The organism is Variovorax xiamenensis (genome assembly GCF_050916385.1).
In the GTDB taxonomy this organism is placed as follows: domain Bacteria; phylum Pseudomonadota; class Gammaproteobacteria; order Burkholderiales; family Burkholderiaceae_C; genus Variovorax.
The window spans coordinates 3,285,204-3,298,294 of the sequence record NZ_CP139038.1; the positions used below are offsets into that span (position 1 = coordinate 3,285,204).

The window sequence follows — 13,091 nt, forward strand, 5'->3', positions numbered from 1 at the left end:
GATGGTTTCGTGGAGCGTAGGGCGCACGGGGTCTTCCGTGGAGGCCGCTCGCGCGGCTGTGTGCGATCATGCGAATGCGTGCGCGATCATCGCGCAACACTTCCACGGACGACGAACCACACCGCCGAATGAGCATCGCCAAGGCCGACTTCATCGAGGGCATCGCCAAGGGAATGGCGGTGCTCGAAAGCTTCGACACCGAGCGCCAGCGCCTGAACGCCACGCTGGCCGCCGAGCGCGCCGGTCTCACGCGCGCCGCGGCCCGCCGGCACCTGCTGACGCTGGCCCACCTGGGCTACCTGGAGACCGACGGCAGCTACTTCTGGATGGCGCCGAAGGTGCTGCGCTTCTCGGGCAGCTATCTCGCGTCCTCGCGCCTGCCGCGCGCGCTGCAGCCCACGCTTAACAGGCTGGCGGCGCAGACCGGCGAATCGTTCTCGGCCGTGGTGCTCGACGGGGAAGAGGTGGTCATCGTCGCGCGCAGCGGCAGCTACGGCACGCCGACGCGCGTACTGGCCTACGGCCTGCACCTGGGCGCACGGTTGCCGGCGCATGCAACTTCCACCGGCCGCGTGCTGCTGGCCGCGATGGCGCCGACGCAGTTCACGCAATGGCTCAAGGGCCGGCATCTGGCACGGCTCACGCCCCGCACAGTGACGCAGGCGCGTGGCCTGCGGCAGCTGATCGCCCGCGCGCGCAAGGACGACTACTGCTTTGCGAGCGAAGAACACGAGCTGGGCGTGCAGGCCCTGGCCGTGCCGCTGCGCGACATGCAGGGCCACACTGTGGCCGCGCTCAACGTGGTGCTCTCGGGCACGCGCTACCAGGAAGAGGCCCTGCAGCGCGAGATGCTGCCGCTGCTCTTTGAAGCTGCACGAGAAGTCCGATCGCTTCTCTGATCTGAACTTTGGCCGCGGCCCGCGCCTCGAATCCCCGAAACGGACACAACCATGCGACTCCTCCTCCTCGAAGACGACGTGATGATCGGCGAAGCGGTGCTCGACCTGCTGCGCGCCGAGCAGTACGCGGTGGACTGGGTGAAAGACGGCGAGGCCGCCGAATCGGCCCTGCGCACCCAGCAATACGACCTGGTGATGCTCGACCTCGGCGTGCCCCGGCGCGACGGGCTCGAGGTGTTGCGCAACCTGCGCGCCCGCAAGCAGCGCATGCCGGTGCTGATCGCCACCGCGCGCGACTCGGTGCAGCAGCGCATCGAGGGCCTCGACGCCGGCGCCGACGACTACGTGCTCAAGCCCTATGACCTCGACGAGCTGCTGGCCCGCATCCGCGCCTTGCTGCGCCGTGCGGCGGGGCGCGCCGAGCCGGTGTACGAGCACATGGGCGTGAGCATCAACCCGGCCACGCGCGAGGTTACGGTGGCCGGCCAGCCGGTGGTGCTGTCGGCGCGCGAATGGGCCGTGCTGGAGCCCTTGCTGGCGCGGCCGGGCATGGTGCTGTCGCGCGCACAGCTCGAGGAGAAGCTCTACAGCTGGAAGGACGAGATCAGCAGCAACGCGGTCGAGGTGTACGTGCACGGGCTGCGCAAGAAGCTCGGCGCGGAACTGATCCGCAACGTTCGCGGTGTCGGCTACATGGTGCCGAAGATATGAGGAGGCTGACCGGCTCCCTGCGCGCGCGCCTGCTGTGGTTCCTGCTGGCCGCCATCGTGCTGGCCGCGGGCGCGCAGGCGCTGGTGGCCTACCGCACGGTGCTCGCGGAGGCCGACGACATCTTCGACTACCACATGCAGCAGATGGCGCTGTCGCTGCGCGCGGGCCTGCCGCCGAGCGCAGCGGTGGGCGGGCTGGGCGCGGCCGAGCAGAACTTCGATTTCGTCGTGCAGGTGTGGACGGCAGACGGCGTACGCATCTTCGAATCCGCCGAGCAGGCCGCGCTGCCGCAGCTCGCGGTGCTGGGCTTTGCCGACGTGAACGCGCGCGGCACCACTTACCGCGTGTTCTCGATGCAGACGCGCGGTCTGGTGATCCAGGTGGCGCAGGACATGGCGGCGCGGCGCCACATGGCCGGCACGCTGGCCTTGCGCACCATCGCGCCGGTCGCGTTGATGGCGCCATTGCTGATGCTGGTCGTGTGGTGGGTCGTGAGCCAGTCGCTCGCGCCGGTGGCTCGGGTGCGCAGGCAGGTGGCGTCGCGCCAGGCGGACGACCTTTCACCGGTGAGCGAGGAGAACCTGCCCGAGGAGGTGCGCCCGCTGGTGCAGGAGCTCAACCTGCTCTTCGACCGCGTGCGCCATGCCTTCGATGCGCAGAAGCACTTCGTCGCCGATGCCGCGCACGAGCTGCGTTCGCCGCTGGCTGCCCTGAAGCTGCAGGTGCAAGGCCTGCAGCGCGCGCCCGACGATGCTTCGCGCGAACTTGCCGTGAGCCGGCTGGTGGCGGGCATCGACCGCGCGACGCGGCTGGTCGAGCAGATGCTGGCGCTGGCCCGGCACGAGGCCAGCCTGGCGGCCGGCGCCAAGCCGGAGCCGGTCGACCTGGCCGAGGTGGCGCGGCTCGCGGTGTCCGACGCCGTGGCGGCCGCGCAGGCGAGGGGCATCGACATCGGCATCGCTCACGCCGACGAGGCCGTGGTCAACGGCCAGTCTGAAGCATTGCGCATGCTGCTGCGCAACCTGCTGGAGAACGCGATCAAGTACACGCCCGTCGAGGGCCGCGTCGACATCGGCATCTCCCGCCAGGGCGACGCCGCCGAACTCACAGTGGACGACAGCGGACCGGGCCTGCCGCCCGACGAGCGCGAGCGGGTGCTCGACCGCTTCTACCGCTCGGGCGAATCGCAGGCGCCGGGCAGCGGCCTGGGCCTGGCCATCGTCAAGTCGATCGCCGACCTGCATGGTGCGACCGTGGCGCTCGACCAGTCGCCCAGCCTCGGCGGCCTGCGCGTGCTGGTGCGCTTTCCGGCGCGCGCCTGAGCCTGTTCCGGCAGCGCCGCGCCGTTTAAGCGGCGCTTAAGTCAGACCCGCGACATTCCTTTCATCGTTTTGCGTCCATACGCCCAGAAAGGAACCGACAAATGAACACACGTCTGACTTCGCCCCGTGCCCTGGCCATCGCCCTGGCAAGCGCGGGCGTGATCGGTGCCGTCGGCGCCGGCGCCTACACCAGCGCCCGCGCCGTGGGCGCGCCGACCACCAATGCCGTCGCCACCGCGCCCGCGGCCATGGTCACGCTGCCCGACTTCTCGACCATCACCTCGCGCGACGGCCCGGCCGTGGTCAACATCAGCGTGACCGGCACGATGAAGGCCTCCGACGACGAAGCAGCCGCCGAGATCCAGGGCATCGATCCCGACGATCCGATGTTCCAGTTCTTCCGCCGCTTCCAGGGCCAGATGAACCCGCGCGGCCAGCAACAGCAGCAGCGCGAGGTGCCGGTGCGCGCGCAGGGCTCGGGCTTCATCGTCGACCCCAGCGGCGTCATCATCACCAACGCCCACGTCGTGAAGGACGCGAAGGAAGTCACCGTCAAGCTCACCGACCGCCGCGAGTACCGCGCGAAGGTGCTGGGCGCCGACGCCAAGACCGACATTGCGGTGCTCAAGATCGACGCGAAGAACCTGCCCGTGCTCGCGCTGGGCAACACCAAGGACCTGAAGGTCGGCGAATGGGTACTGGCCATCGGCTCGCCCTTCGGCTTCGAGAACACCGTGACGGCCGGCGTGGTGAGCGCCAAGGGCCGCTCGCTGCCCGACGACAGCTACGTGCCCTTCATCCAGACCGACGTGGCGGTGAACCCCGGCAACTCCGGCGGCCCGCTGCTCAACACGCGCGGCGAAGTGGTCGGCATCAACTCGCAGATCTACAGCCGCAGCGGCGGCTACCAGGGCGTGTCGTTCGCGATCCCGATCGACGTGGCGATCCAGGTGAAGGACCAGATCGTCGCGACCGGCAAGGCGCAACATGCACGCCTGGGCATCGCGGTGCAGGAAGTGAACCAGGCCTTTGCCGATTCGTTCAAGCTCGACAAGCCTGAAGGCGCGCTGGTCTCGAACATCGAGAAGGGCGGCCCCGGCGACAAGGCCGGCCTGAAGGCGGGCGACGTGATCCGCAAGGTCGATGGCCAGCCCATCGTGTCCTCGGGCGACCTGCCCGCGGTGATCGGCCAGCAGATGCCCGGCAAGAAGGTCACGCTCGAGGTGTGGCGCCAGGGCGAACGCCAGGAGCTGCAGGCCAAGCTCGGCGACGCGAGCGACAAGCCGGCCAAGGTCGCGAAGGCCGATGCCGACGTGGGCCAGGGCAAGCTGGGGCTGGCGCTGCGCCCGCTGCAGCCACAGGAAAAGCGCGAGGCCTCCGTCGACAACGGACTGCTGATCGAAGACGCGGCCGGCCCCTCGGCCCAAGCCGGCGTGCAGGCGGGCGACGTGCTGCTGGCCATCAACGGCACGCCTGCGCAGAGCGTGGAGCAGGTGCGCGAAGTGGTGGCGAAGGCCAGCAACAAGTCGGTGGCTCTGCTGATCCAGCGTGGCGAAGACAAGATCTTCGTGCCGGTCCGCATCGGCTGATCCCGCCTTCAGACAGGCATGACGTCGCCAGCCCAGGGCCTCTCGGCGCACATTCTGCCCACGTCGGCCACCATGATCGGCGTGTGCATGACGGTGATGTCCATCGGGCACCTCGGGCCGCGCGACGACATGCGGCTCTTGATCGACCGCCTGCTCGCAGTGGATGCGCTGGTCTTCCTGGCCAGCGCGCTGCTGTCTTTCATCTCGATGCGCTCGCGCAGGTCGGGCGCGCGGTTGGAGGCCTGGGGCGAGATGGTCTTCATCGCAGGCCTGGGCCTGCTGGCGCTGGGAGCCGTGACGCTGGCTTTCGCCTTGCGCTGAACGGGCCGTGCTTCAGGCCGGCGCGCAGGGCCAGTCGAGCTGCATGCGCGTGCCGCCGGCCGTCGCGTTCACTGTCTCGATCTGCAGCCGCGCGCCGATGGACTGGGCGCGTGCGCGCATGTTGGCGATGCCGTGCCCCGTGCGTCCGCCGTTCGCGGGCGCCGAAGGCAGGCCACGCCCGTTGTCGGTGAGCATGATGCGCACCAGCGTGGGCGTTTCTTCCCCGTGCCAGCTCGCGTGCATCACGATGCGCGTGGCGCCCGCGTGCTTCAGCACGTTGGTGAAGGCTTCTAGCAGGATGCGCTGCAGCTGCAGGGCCGCCTGCGCGGCGAAGGGCTCCAGCTGCGGAATTACTTCCACGTCCCACACCAGCTCGATGCCGGCCGCGTCGAGCCGCGGCTGCAGCCGGTAGCGCAGCGTGGCCAGCACGGTGGCCAGGTCGTCGTGCGTGGGCTGCAGCGAGTCGACAGCCATGCGCATCTCGTCGAGCGCGAGCTTCACGTGCTCCTCGATCACCGTGCGGTCGGGCCTGGCCTGCGTCACCACGTTGAGCAGGCCCACAAGCTGCGATCCCACGCCGTCGTGGATCTCCCGCATGATGCGCTGGCGCTCCAGCAGCACGGCCTGTTCCTGCTGCTGCTGGCGCACGGTCTCGAAGGCGCCGCGCAGCTGGTCCTCGCGCTCGGCCACGCGGGCGGCGAGGTTGGCGTTGAGCGCGCGGTAGTCGGCCACGGTACGGCTGTAGCGCTCGACCACTAGGCCCGCCAGGATCATCACGAAGAAGAACATCGCGTGCGCCGTCAGCGTGTAGTAGGCGCCGCCGAAGAGGCCCATGCGCACCAGCAGCAGGTCGTGCGCGCCGGCCAGGATGGCCAGCGTGCCCGCGGCCATCAGCACGCCCGCGATGCGCCGCCGGTCCACCAGCGCCCCGTACACCACGTAGGGCAGGCAGATGATGCTGATGCACTGCAGGATGACGAGGCCGCCGGTCCACAGCAGCGGCTGCGCGAAGGCGAAGGAGGCGCAGGCCAGCGTGACCGACAGCGCGAGCGCGGCATAGATCGAGCGCACCAGCCACGGCGGATTGCGCTCCAGCACCAGCAGCACGAAGCGCGCGATCAGCCCGATGTGGCAGGCATAGCAGACCGCCACGATGGCGCCCCACAGTGGCCAGGGAACCGCCACGTCGGGCCACACGCGGTCGAGGTTGCGCGCCACGCCCGACAGCGCGGCGAGCGCGAAGCAGCCATAGAGCGCGTCGCGCTGGCGCAGCCAGAGCCCGCCGGCGATGCCGCCCATCAGCAGCAGGCTCACGGCGTAGACGATGGCCGAGGTGTTGCGCCAGTTCTGCCGCGCACGGTAGACCGCCGCCAGCGAGGCCTCCGGGCCGTAGTGGATGCTGGCCAGCCCCGCGCCGCGCTGTCGCTGGATGGTGGTGCGCACGACCAGCGATTGCGGCTGGCCGTGCTGGTGCAGCACGGCCGGCACCGGCACCAGCAGGTTGCTCTTGGAGGCGTCGTAGTTCGGCACGCCCAGGGTGCCGTAGCTGGCCACCAGGGCGTCGTTGAACGAGATCGCCACCTGGTTGCCCGCGCCCGAGAGCAGCAGGGCCGCGGGCTTGCCGGCCGGCACCGCGCTGGCCGGCAGCTCGATGCGGTAGGTCGCCTTGCCGCCGCGGCCGGGGAACTCGTGATCCCAGCGGAAGGGGAGCTCCACCCGGCGCGTCTGCATCGGCAGGCCGTCGGGTTCGAGCACTGCTTCGGCCGAGGGAACGTCGAAGGCGTCGGGTGCTTCCGCGGCGTCGGCGCGAGGGGCCGCCGACGCCAGGACGAGCCACAGGCACAGGGCGGCGAGCAGCAGGCGGCAGAGGCCGCCGGCGGTCACGCTAGGGAAGCCAGCCGAGGTTGCGGGCCTCGAACACAGCTTCCGATTTGTTGTGCACATCCAGCTTGCCGTAGATATTGCGGATATGGGTTTGGACAGTCGAGGCCGAGACTCCCATCTGCACTCCGACTTCGACATAGGTGAAACCACGAGAGACCAGGTCGAGCACCTCGAACTCGCGAGGCGACAGGCGCTCGGGCACGACCGTCGCGGCGCCGGCCGCCTTGGCCGCGGACTGCTCCTTGGGCGCGCCGCCCGAATGCGCCTGCCAGCGGCGCAGCAGCTTGCGCGCGATCACCGGCGACATCGGCGAGCCGCCGGCGCGCAAGTGGCGGATGTGGGTGGCGAGGTCGGCCTCGGTGCCGTCCTTCAGCAGGTAGCCGCTGGCGCCGGCCTCGAAGGCCTGGACCATGTTGGCCTCGTCTCCGAAGATCGACAGCACCATCACCGCGCAGGCCGGCTGCATGTTGCGGCACTGGCTGATCACCTGGAGGCCGGGGCGGTCGGGCAGGCCGAGATCGACAAGCAGCACGTCGACCGGGTTGTCGACCAGCCAGCGCAGGATGTCGCTGGCGTTGGAGGCGCTGTAGGCCAGGCTCAGGGAGGGGTCTGCATCGACCACGCGCGAGATGCGTTCGCGCATGCCGGTGTCGTCTTCGACGAGGGCGACCTGTGTTTCCGCGGTCATGCGTGGACCGGGCCCGGAAAGAAGCTGCATGCGCTCATGCATGACGTGGTGACGAGGCGCATGGGGAGAAAGGCCTGGGTTGCTGATGTCGCAGAGGGTAGGGGGAGGCCCGTTTGCTGCCTATCCTATATACGGGGGAGGCGGCCTACCGCTTTCGGTGGCCTATCGGGTATGCACGGGATGCGTACGGGATGCGGCCTTGCCGAGCCGCCCAGCCACGAGCGAGAGATGTTCCACCAATTCCGGCGGCGACTCGACCTCGAAGTCGTGCGGCAGGCAGCCGAGCCACACGGCCAGCGCGTCGAGCGAATTGGCCGCGGTGGCGATGCGCGTGGCGCCGTCGCCAACGGCCTGCGGCGTGCCGCCGACCCAGCCGAGGTAGGGCTCCAGGGCCTTGACGGGCGCATGCACCACGATCTGCGCATGGTGCAGGTAGGGCGACACCTTCAGCGCATGCTCCATGTAGGCCGCCACGTCACCGTGCGGCAGGCGGCGCGGCGTGAAGCGCTCGCCGGTGGGCATGGGCTCGACGATGCGGTCGAGGCGGAACGTGCGCCAGTCCTCGCGCGCCACGTCCCACGCCAGCAGGTACCAGCGCCGGCCCGTCTGCACCACGCGATGTGGTTGCGCCGTGCGCTCTGTGACGGCGTCGTGGTGATCGCGGTAGCCGAAGCGCAGCTCGAGCCGGTCGGTGCAGGCTTCGGCGAGGAAGGACACGGCCTTCAGGCGCACGGGCGACTTGTCGTGCATCACCGGCACCACCGAGGAGCGGACGCTGTCGAGCCGGCGGCGCAGGCGGGGCGGCATCAGCTGCTCGAGCTTGGCCAGCGCGCGCATGGAGGCGTTCTCGATGTCGCCCGAGGCGCCGACGGGGTTGCCGAGGCCGAGCGCGACGGCGATGGCTTCCTCGTCTTCCAGCAGCAGTGGAGGCAGGGCCGTGCCCGCGCCCAGCCGGTAGCCGCCGGCCACGCCCGAGGTGGAGTCGACCGTGTAGCCCAGGCTGCGCAGGCGGTCGACGTCGCGGCGCAGGGTGCGCTCGGTGATCTCGAGCCGGCCGGCTAGGTCGGCACCCGTCCAGGAGCGTTGTGCCTGGAACAGGGAAAGAAGCCGGATCAGGCGTGCGGAAGCGGACAGCATGGGCGCATCATGCCTGCAATCGAGGACAGGATCTGTCCGCAATGGGGCGTAATCTCGAGGCTTCTCTCAACCACCTCCGCACCGCGGAACACAGGACACCGACCCATGAAGAAGACGTACAACGGCAGCTGCCATTGCGGCAAGGTCCGCTTCCAGGCCCTCATCGACCTCGCCGAGGGCACGGGCAAGTGCAATTGCTCGATCTGCACCAAGACCCGCGCGTGGGGCGCGATCGTGAAGCCGGAGGCGTTCACGCTGCTGTCGGGGGATGAGGATCTGTCGCTGTACCAGTTCAACTCGCACAGCACCGAATGGCTTTTCTGCAGGAGTTGCGGCGTGCGCTCGTTCGGGCGCGGCAACGTGCCGGAGATCGGTGGCGCCTACGTGAGCGTCGCGGTGAACTGCCTGGACGACGTGACGCTGGAGGAACTGTCGACGGCACCCGTCCGGTACATGGACGGGCGCAACAACAACTGGTTCGAGGCGCCGGCCGAGACGCGCTACCTCTGAGCGAGGCGGGTCGGGCCGCGCGCCTGTTGCCGGCCTTACTTGCGGCGGCGGGTTGCGGGCGCCGCGCCGGGCGCCGAGGTCTGCGAGGGAGCGGCGCCGCCGTCCACGCCGAGACGGCCGCCGCCGCCGAGGCCCTGGCCGCGAACCGTCTGCGCCTTGTAGTTGCGCAGCGAGCGGACCATCTGGTTGAAGGCGTCCATGAAGGCCGCGGCAATCACCTTGCCCTGCGGCGTGCGGGTGTAGCCACCGATGCCGCCGGCGGCGGAGAGGCCGCCAAGGCCGGCGAAGCCCGCGAAGTCGGTCTTGGAGGCGCTGCCTTCGGCGGCCGCGACCTGCACGCCCGAGCGGTTGTCGATCAGGGTCAGGAGCGCGCTGGCTTCCTTGGTCTGCAGGCTCGCGCCGAGGTTGGCGATGGCGCGGCCGCGGCCGCCACCCACCAGGCCGCCGAGTGCACCGCCGATGCCGCCGGCGTCGCTGTTGCTGAAGACGATCTCGGGCGACAGGCCGTAGTCGGAGGCCACCATCTGGCCGCGGCCGAAGTTGCTGCCGCCGCGCATTTCGCCCGACTGCATCAGCGCGCGTTCACGCGTCATCGCGTTCATGCCGGCGGCGCTGCGCTCGACCACCACGAAGCAGTTCGACTGCTGCACCAGCAGGCGCAGCAGGTTGGCCGTGGGAGGCAGCTTGTATTCGCCGGTGAGGATGGTGTACCAGCCGGCGTTCACGTTCTCGATCAGCGAGACCGTGCCCAGCGGCGAATCGCAGCGCTCGAGCTGGCTGCTTTCGCCGGAGGTCGCGGCGCCGGCGGCACTGCCGGTGGCCACGGTCTTGGCCGACTGGCTGCCCATTTGCATGTCCATGGTCTGGCAGCCCGAAAGGGCCAGCAGGCCGGCGAGTGCGCTTGCGAGAGAGAGTTTAGAAAAAGCCATGTCCCGATCTGTCAAGTGAAAAGAATGCGGCGCCCGTTGCGGACGTCACTTGTCAAGATCGAAGATGGATCTGCCTTGGCCTGTACGACCTCCCGATTCGACGCGCCGCCGGCGACCGCGCGACGATACGACCCGAGAATCCGGCACACCAGTGCCGAAAGTCATGTGCATTCACGCGTGGCCCGGTCGTTCGTTTTTCACCGCGCGGGGTGGTGTCTCGACCGGAGTCCGAAGTGGGGGAGGTGCGGGCCGCGGCAGGCCGTGTCCTCGATCGCCCCGGCCGCGACGTCGGGCAGGCGCGCTGCGCTTGGGGACGGGCGGGAGGAGCGGGGCGATTCTATTACTCTGGATACTTTTCGGAACATGCCGAAACAACCGCCGTGTCCGTGCGGCAGGCGCCGGAGGGAAAAGGCCGCGGGAGCGCTGTCCCGAAAGTTACAGTCGGGCCTTCACTTCGAGGAGTTTCAGATGGCAACCAAGAAGAACATCGTTGGAGAAGCAGCCGCGGAACTGACCCGCCAGCAGGTGCAGCAGGCCCTGGCGATTGCAGGCGCTTCGAACTTCAGCGGTGCGGCCGACCCGGCTTTCGTCGGGTCTATCCTGGTGGCCCTGGCGGTCAACACGAGCTCCGTGAGCGCGACCATCGACAGCGCCAAGGACCGCACCAACGCGGTGATCAAGCACTGAGCGACATGCTCGCTCGACGTCAGCGCGTGTAGTCGCCGCTGGCCTCGGGCTGAAAGAGCACCGCCACCACGCGCGCCGAGCGCTCGACGCCGTTGGGCATCCGCCAGCGGGCGAGCGCACCGGTCTTCACGCCCAGCAGGCCGATGCCGACCGGCGACAGCACCGAGACGAAGCCGGCGCCCGGCTGCGAGTCGCCGGGGTAGCAGAGGGTGATCTGCTGTCGTTCGTTCGTCACCGGGTCTTCGATCTCGACCTGGGAGTTCATCGTCACGAGGTCGGAAGGGATCTCGCGCGACGGCAGCACGTCCGCCGCGTCGAGCAGCTCGGCCAGCGCGGGCGGGGGCTGGTGGTCCGCCAGTTTTTCCAGGCGGACGAAGTCGAGTTCGGTGAGCGTGCGCTCCCCGTGAATGGTTGCGAGCATGAATGAAGCACTCCAGTTGAATGCGGCGCCGTTTCCTTCCTTGAATGAATGAGGGAAGGAACGAAGAACAGCGTCGCGGCCGCGCGGCGGGTGCCCGGCGGTCAATGGTTCGCGCATCAAGAAGAAGGGTAGCGGACCGCCGGGCTCAGGAAAGTGCGGAGGTGCGTCGGTAGGCCGCCATGGTCGCCGCCGTGGTCGCGACATCGCCGGCACGCGCTGCGTCGAGCGCAGCGTGTTTGCGGGAGTGGAACGAACGGGCCATGGGCGCGAGTGTAGGGATGCACCATGGGACCATCAAGCAAAGGCCTCACGTGCCCTGCCGGTAAGCGCGACGCGGACAGCACAATCCACCAATGCGGACCTTTCTTCTCTACGTCGCGACGGCGCTCGCGGAAATCGTCGGTTGCTACCTGCCGTATCTCTGGCTCAAGCAGGATCGCTCCGCATGGCTGCTGGTGCCCGCGGCAATCAGCCTCGCCCTGTTCGCGTGGCTGCTCACGCTGCACGAGACGGCTGCGGGGCGCGTCTATGCCGCGTACGGCGGCGTGTACATCGGCGTCGCGATCGCGTGGCTCTGGGCGGTGGACGGCATCAGGCCGACGGCGTGGGACGTGGCGGGTGTTGCGGTGTGCCTCGCTGGCATGGGGCTCATCGCGTTCCAGCCGCGCTAGCCTTGCTCATGACGCGCTCGTGCGTCGGATGGGAATCAGCAGATCGGTGCGCAGCTCGGCCTGCGAGACCTGCCTCGGCGAATTCAGATAGTGCTCCAGCGTGGGCCGGTCGTCCGGCTCGTAGCCACTTGCGGGCAGCCATCGGATGTAGAGGGCGCGCACGGCAGCGTTGATCTGCGAGTAGGGGCCGGCCAGGCGATGCGCTGCGTAGCAGCCGCCGGGGAGGTCGATCATCTCGACCTCGGCGATGTCCGGCCAGGGATCGGGGGAGTCGACCGCGGCGTAGTACCGGAAGCCGACGCTGCCCTCGGGCTCGCCGAAGGAGGCGCCCCAACGGTCCGAGATGCGGGCCGTGCCTGCATGCTGGCGCAGCCGCCGATGGGTGTGCGGAATGGTCGAGAACGGCCCCTGGTGTCGCAAGGCGCGCAGCCTTCGCGTCGGGTACTCGACGATCCGCACGGCCGGTGCGGCGATGCTCTCATCGGGTTGCGGCGGCGCATCGACATCGAGGATCGCCCGAACCATCTTCTGCTGGAAGGCGCGCGGCGACTGCCCGGTGAACTGGCCGAAGGCGCGAGTGAAGGCTTGCGGGCTTTCGTAGCCCACCGCCAGCGCGACCTGCGTGATGCTCTGGTCGCCGGCTTCAAGCAATCGGGTGGCGAGTGCCAGACGCACACGGCGGACCGTGGCGGCCACCGTTTCCCCGGCCACGCTCGCGTAGACACGGTGGAAGTGGAAGGGCGAGAAGTGCGCGAGCCGGGCGAGGTCTTCGAGTCGGTGCTCGGCCATCGGGTCGGCAACGATCGCCGCGACGGCGCGCGCCACGCGGGCGCGGTAGTCCTGCTCGATGCGTCGGCTGCTTTCCATGCGCGCGAGTGTGCGCCTTTCATGCGAAGGGCACTTAGCCGACTTTGCTCACATCGCCTGACAGCCGACCAAAGAAAAAGCCCGCTGTCCGGAAAGACAGCGGGCTCTTCAGAGGCCTTGCGGCTTGATGGTGGCTCCTCGACCTGGGCTCGAACCAGGGACCTACGGATTAACAGTCCGGCGCTCTACCGACTGAGCTATCGAGGAACAAGCCTTAAATTATATGCAATGGATTTGCCGTTCCTGGCCGTTCGACTGCATTTTTTGCATCGATGCGACGATTGATCGCAACAAACCCCGAACGCCACCGCAAATGAAATGCCCCGCTACTTTGCGAGTAGCGGGGCATCCAGAGGCCTTGCGGCTTTTTAGTGGCTCCTCGACCTGGGCTCGAACCAGGGACCTACGGATTAACAGTCCGGCGCTCTACCGACTGAGCTATCGAGGAACAAGCC

At 68.8% G+C, this 13,091-nt stretch carries 14 protein-coding genes and 2 tRNA genes; 8 read left to right on the forward strand and 8 right to left on the reverse strand.

Translation table 11 applies throughout. The features are described 5' to 3' along the window. The first annotated feature begins 128 nt into the window (after window positions 1-128). The 5 genes from SFB74_RS14935 (at window position 129) to SFB74_RS14955 (ending at window position 4,842) form a co-directional block, all read left to right on the forward strand. On the forward strand, window positions 129-899 hold the full coding sequence (locus tag SFB74_RS14935) for an IclR family transcriptional regulator domain-containing protein (protein WP_432731560.1): 771 nt from the start codon (window positions 129-131) through the stop codon (window positions 897-899). A gap of 51 nt (window positions 900-950) precedes the next feature. Beyond that, complete coding sequence (locus SFB74_RS14940) at window positions 951-1,610, forward strand: response regulator (protein WP_093302621.1); 660 nt, start codon at window positions 951-953, stop codon at window positions 1,608-1,610. Continuing rightward, window positions 1,607-2,932: an ATP-binding protein gene (locus SFB74_RS14945; protein ID WP_432731561.1), complete on the forward strand. Its 1,326-nt coding sequence runs from the start codon at window positions 1,607-1,609 to the stop codon at window positions 2,930-2,932. The genes SFB74_RS14940 and SFB74_RS14945 overlap by 4 nt, the downstream gene beginning before the upstream one ends. 101 nt (window positions 2,933-3,033) lie before the next feature. Beyond that, the gene (locus SFB74_RS14950; RefSeq protein ID WP_432731562.1) at window positions 3,034-4,521 is read left to right on the forward strand and encodes a DegQ family serine endoprotease; all 1,488 of its coding nucleotides are present in this window, start codon (window positions 3,034-3,036) and stop codon (window positions 4,519-4,521) included. An 18-nt stretch (window positions 4,522-4,539) separates the two neighbouring features. After that, window positions 4,540-4,842 carry a hypothetical protein gene (locus tag SFB74_RS14955; RefSeq protein ID WP_432731563.1) on the forward strand — a complete coding sequence of 101 codons (303 nt, stop codon included), beginning with the start codon at window positions 4,540-4,542 and terminating at the stop codon, window positions 4,840-4,842. Window positions 4,843-4,854: 12 nt separating this feature from the next. Here SFB74_RS14955 and SFB74_RS14960 read toward each other — a convergent pair whose 3' ends face one another. The 3 genes from SFB74_RS14960 to SFB74_RS14970 all read right to left on the reverse strand — a co-directional run bounded on the left by SFB74_RS14960 (window position 4,855) and on the right by SFB74_RS14970 (window position 8,551). Further along, window positions 4,855-6,726, reverse strand: a complete 1,872-nt coding sequence (locus SFB74_RS14960; protein WP_432731564.1) for a sensor histidine kinase — start codon at window positions 6,724-6,726, stop codon at window positions 4,855-4,857. A gap of 1 nt (window position 6,727) precedes the next feature. Beyond that, window positions 6,728-7,414 (reverse strand): response regulator transcription factor, encoded by a 687-nt coding sequence (locus SFB74_RS14965; RefSeq protein WP_093195478.1) that lies wholly within the window; start codon window positions 7,412-7,414, stop codon window positions 6,728-6,730. Window positions 7,415-7,576: 162 nt separating this feature from the next. Beyond that, on the reverse strand, window positions 7,577-8,551 hold the full coding sequence (locus tag SFB74_RS14970) for a helix-turn-helix transcriptional regulator (RefSeq protein ID WP_432731565.1): 975 nt from the start codon (window positions 8,549-8,551) through the stop codon (window positions 7,577-7,579). 105 nt (window positions 8,552-8,656) lie between these two features. Between SFB74_RS14970 and SFB74_RS14975 the strand changes: the two genes are divergently transcribed. Then, window positions 8,657-9,061: a GFA family protein gene (locus tag SFB74_RS14975; protein WP_432731566.1), complete on the forward strand. Its 405-nt coding sequence runs from the start codon at window positions 8,657-8,659 to the stop codon at window positions 9,059-9,061. A gap of 35 nt (window positions 9,062-9,096) precedes the next feature. Here the strand turns inward: SFB74_RS14975 and SFB74_RS14980 are convergent, their stop codons facing one another. Next, window positions 9,097-9,990, reverse strand: a complete 894-nt coding sequence (locus tag SFB74_RS14980) for a CsgG/HfaB family protein (protein WP_432731567.1) — start codon at window positions 9,988-9,990, stop codon at window positions 9,097-9,099. Window positions 9,991-10,458: 468 nt separating this feature from the next. Here SFB74_RS14980 and SFB74_RS14985 point away from each other — a divergent pair, with 468 nt between their 5' ends. After that, window positions 10,459-10,677, forward strand: a complete 219-nt coding sequence (locus tag SFB74_RS14985) for a hypothetical protein (RefSeq protein WP_432731568.1) — start codon at window positions 10,459-10,461, stop codon at window positions 10,675-10,677. A gap of 19 nt (window positions 10,678-10,696) precedes the next feature. Here SFB74_RS14985 and SFB74_RS14990 read toward each other — a convergent pair whose 3' ends face one another. After that, window positions 10,697-11,098, reverse strand: coding sequence for a GreA/GreB family elongation factor (locus tag SFB74_RS14990; protein WP_432731569.1), 402 nt, complete (start codon window positions 11,096-11,098; stop codon window positions 10,697-10,699). 353 nt (window positions 11,099-11,451) lie between these two features. Here SFB74_RS14990 and SFB74_RS14995 point away from each other — a divergent pair, with 353 nt between their 5' ends. Beyond that, complete coding sequence (locus SFB74_RS14995) at window positions 11,452-11,769, forward strand: YnfA family protein (protein ID WP_432731570.1); 318 nt, start codon at window positions 11,452-11,454, stop codon at window positions 11,767-11,769. 6 nt (window positions 11,770-11,775) lie between these two features. Here SFB74_RS14995 and SFB74_RS15000 read toward each other — a convergent pair whose 3' ends face one another. The 3 genes from SFB74_RS15000 to SFB74_RS15010 all read right to left on the reverse strand — a co-directional run bounded on the left by SFB74_RS15000 (window position 11,776) and on the right by SFB74_RS15010 (window position 13,084). After that, a complete protein-coding gene (locus SFB74_RS15000; RefSeq protein WP_432731571.1) occupies window positions 11,776-12,636 on the reverse strand; it encodes an AraC family transcriptional regulator in 861 nt (286 codons plus the stop codon). A gap of 131 nt (window positions 12,637-12,767) precedes the next feature. Beyond that, window positions 12,768-12,843 (reverse strand) — tRNA-Asn (locus SFB74_RS15005). 165 nt (window positions 12,844-13,008) lie between these two features. Then, window positions 13,009-13,084 (reverse strand) — tRNA-Asn (locus SFB74_RS15010). Between the last annotated feature and the right edge of the window lie 7 nt (window positions 13,085-13,091).